Annotated in this window: 5 protein-coding genes and 1 pseudogene; 2 read left to right on the forward strand and 4 right to left on the reverse strand. The window is 64.8% G+C overall.

Annotated features, from left to right (window positions below; all coding sequences use genetic code 11):
* From ACTHJJ_RS05770 to ACTHJJ_RS05780, 3 genes and pseudogenes are all read right to left on the reverse strand, one after another.
* Positions 1–688 (reverse strand): annotated as a pseudogene (locus ACTHJJ_RS05770) (conjugal transfer protein TrbL); the annotation flags it as partial.
* Positions 689–698: 10 nt separating this feature from the next.
* On the reverse strand, positions 699–1,004 hold the full coding sequence (locus ACTHJJ_RS05775; RefSeq protein ID WP_440301983.1) for a DUF6112 family protein: 306 nt from the start codon (positions 1,002–1,004) through the stop codon (positions 699–701).
* Between the two features lie 33 nt (positions 1,005–1,037).
* Positions 1,038–1,328: a DUF6112 family protein gene (locus ACTHJJ_RS05780; protein WP_440301984.1), complete on the reverse strand. Its 291-nt coding sequence runs from the start codon at positions 1,326–1,328 to the stop codon at positions 1,038–1,040.
* 70 nt (positions 1,329–1,398) lie between these two features.
* On the opposite strand from ACTHJJ_RS05780, the gene ACTHJJ_RS05785 reads away from it, so the two are divergent.
* Together ACTHJJ_RS05785 and ACTHJJ_RS05790 are read left to right on the forward strand one after the other, a co-directional pair.
* On the forward strand, positions 1,399–2,184 hold the full coding sequence (locus ACTHJJ_RS05785) for a GIY-YIG nuclease family protein (RefSeq protein WP_440301985.1): 786 nt from the start codon (positions 1,399–1,401) through the stop codon (positions 2,182–2,184).
* An 81-nt stretch (positions 2,185–2,265) separates the two neighbouring features.
* Positions 2,266–2,709 (forward strand): hypothetical protein, encoded by a 444-nt coding sequence (locus ACTHJJ_RS05790; protein WP_440301986.1) that lies wholly within the window; start codon positions 2,266–2,268, stop codon positions 2,707–2,709.
* Here ACTHJJ_RS05790 and ACTHJJ_RS05795 read toward each other — a convergent pair.
* Positions 2,710–3,242, reverse strand: a 533-nt coding sequence (locus ACTHJJ_RS05795; RefSeq protein ID WP_440301987.1) for a C40 family peptidase, incomplete at its 5' end; no start/stop codon positions are given.

Consider the following 3,242-nt stretch of genomic DNA (forward strand, 5'->3'; position numbering starts at 1 on the left):
GGATCATCGCGATCACGAACGTCGCCCAGCGGCTTAGCCAGGTTCGGGTGTGGTCCCAGCTGGCGCCGGCGAGTGCAATCGGTGCGAACACGATCGCGATCAGGAGCAGGGCCTTGCGGATCAGCAGGCTGATCCACACCACCATCGCGCCTATGATGGCGAGGCTCGCGAGGAAGATCGTCAGTATCGCACCTGCGCCGGGGGCGCTGAGGTTGATGGCGCCGAGTCCCGCGGCGAGTACGGCGACCTTGTCGCCCATTTCGTTCATGTTGGTGCCGGCGGCGTTGACGATGCCGATGCAGAGCTGGTCGGTGATCTCGAGCGCGGTCGCGAGCAGGGCGAGGGCCACGAAGGATCCGAGGATCGACTTGGCGAGTCCGAGTGCAGCTCTGGAGAGCGCGGCTGGTTCGCGGCGGATCATACCGCCGATGATCTGGAGCATGAAGAAGCCGAGCATCACTAAGACGCCGACGCCGAACATGATGTTGTAGACCGTCGTGTAGTCGCCGCTGGTCACGTCGACATACGTCGTGGTGTCGATGACTTTCCAGACGGAGGTGAACATCCACTCGGCCGCGCCGCCCATGCCCTGAGCGAGCCAATCGAACGGCGCGGTGACGACCGCCCCGGCCGCGTCGCCGGCGGCATTGCAGACCTCGTGGATCACCGGCACGTCGCAGACACCCATGACCGATTCCTCAGACCTGCTGGCCGACGTTCCAGAAGAAGTTCACCAGCGTCACCGACGCGCCACAGACAATTGCGGCACCGAGAGCGACGAGGACGCCGAGCTTGCCGCGACCCGCGAGGTGCGGGTTGGACGAGTTTGCTCCCAGTGCCCACACGATGGCCGAGATGATCAACGCGAGTACGGCGAGGACCAGTCCGACCGTCATGGAGGCTCCGACGATCTTCTTGAGCTGACCGATCCCGGGCAGGCCATTGGAGTTGGGATCGATCTCGATGTCGAGGGGTAGCAGGAGTGCTGCTGTGAGAAGGTCCATCGGAGGGCTCCTGATGTCTGACAGGCGGACGTCTTAGAGGTGCGGACCGATATCCAGCAGCCAGTTGGCCCACGTGAGGGCGGCTCCTGTGAGCGCCGCTCCGCCGATTGCGACGAAGCAGCCGAGCTTCGCTTTCTGAGCCGTGTGCCAGCTGCCCGAGCTCGAAGCGATCGCCCAGGTCGTTACGGAGACCACGAGCATGAGTACGGCGACGATTAGGCCGTAGGTCAGCAGGGCGCCGACGATGGCCCGGAGGTCTCCCGAACCACCGACCGCGCCGAAGTTCGGTCCCACGTCGGTACCAGTCAGCAGGGGTGTGCTCATGGTCTTCAGGTACGCCTAGGCTCACATTCGCCAGGGCCGCAACGTCGAACCGTGCGAATAGGCTCCGCCTATGCAGCCGCCCATCTCGCTCGCGTCGCTTCTCCCCGCGAACTTCGATCCGACGAGCTGCAAGGTGCACTGTGCCGTCTTCAACGGCCAGCACTACCCGATCGACGTCCTCGCGAACGACCCCGAGGAGTGGCAGCGCTGGAACTCCTGGCGTCCTGAGACGAACGCCTTCAACCGGCAGTTCATCTTCTCGCTTGCTCAGGACCGGCACGATCCGACGCTCTGGCTCTTTGGTGGGATATGGGAGGTGACCGCGCGGCGCCCCGAGCCACGGACGTACTCCTATGACGTCGTCCTCCGCGACGACCTCATGGGCCCGTTCATACGTCGTCTCTACGTGCGGCTCCACCTGGCCGGACGCCAGCGTCGCCGGACCATGGAGTCGTGCCTCGATGAGATGACCGTGTCGTCCATCCTCGAAGAGGCCTTCGTCGGCGACCCTTTCCCAGGTCACGATCGCATCAACCACGCGCTCGCCGACCTCCAGGTCATCGTGAGCCACCAGCGACCTGATTGGCGGATCGCCCTCGAGCACATGAAGGGTGTCTATGTCATCCACGACCAGACGACTGGCGCTCGGTACGTCGGATCGGCCTACGATGATACTGGGATCTGGCACCGCTGGAGCACCTACGCCGCGACTCTCCACGGAAACAACGTGGGTCTCAAGGAGCTCTTGGACGAAAAGGGTGTGGACTACTTCGTTGCCAACATGAAGTTCGCTCTCCTCGAGTTCTGGTCGATGCGTACCGACGACGATCACGTCTTGGAGCGCGAGTCGTATTGAAAGGAGGTCCTTCACGCTCGCTCGCTTGGCCACAACAAGAACTGATGTCGTTCTGTCGCGGGTCCGCCGTACGGTCAGGGCATGAATCCTGACAAGCAGCGCTGCGCGGAGGCCGCTCTCCGTACGGTTCCGGGCGAGTACCTAGCCGTCACGCCAGAGATCGTTGCTGCCGTCGACAACGGTCACTCCTTCCACCGTGGCATGCACGTCGGGTGGGCCTGGGCCGACGCTCGCCGGGGCTGGTTCCTCGACTTCCTCTCCGAGCACCGCATGGCTGGTATGAGCGCCCAGCGGTTCCACGCAGACGGGACCTCAGAGCAGCTGGAGACCCCCGCCTCGATGCATCAGGTGACGGGTGACGCGGTGAAGGATGCCGAGGTTGAGCGGCGCTTCTACGAGCGAAACCGCACCGCGTATGAGTGGCTGCGTGCGCGCGGGCTCCTGCCGCCGGAGGGTGCGAACCTCGGCTCGCAGGACATCAACGAGTTCCTGCTCAAAGGCGGTGCCGACGAGCCGAGCTCGTAGTCAACCCAGACGGCGGATGGTCATGACCTCGCCTGAGAACTCGCCGAGCGTCCCGTAGCGCACGACGTCACCGGTCCGAGGCGCATGGAGGATCCGGTCACCGCCGACGTAGATCGCGACGTGGTGCGGGCCGCCTGCTCCGGGGTAACTGAAGAAGATGAGATCCCCGGGCTGCTTGTCGGACCAGGCGATGCCTTGGCCGGCGTGGATCTGGTCGCCGGAGTAGTGAGGGAGCCGGATGCGTCCGCCGGAGGCTTGATACGCGGCGTACAGCACGAGACCGGAGCAGTCGAAGCCGCCGCCCGTCGGCCCCTCGAAGTTGCCGCCGCCCCAGACGTAGGGCTTACCGGCCTGCGATGCCGCGGCCTTGATGAAGTCGCCGGCGAACCCCGGTGGCAGGTTCGGCGGCACATCGCCCGCCCGCTGAGCACACGCGAGCTCGCTCGAGAGCGATACGCCGCTCAGCGTCGCTAAGACCTTCTCCGCGATCGGCTGGTTGACGGCGTACCGGTCGGGATAGGCCGAGACCTGAA

Source organism: Intrasporangium sp. (assembly GCF_051961875.1).
Taxonomy (GTDB): Bacteria; Actinomycetota; Actinomycetes; order Actinomycetales; family Dermatophilaceae; genus Intrasporangium_A.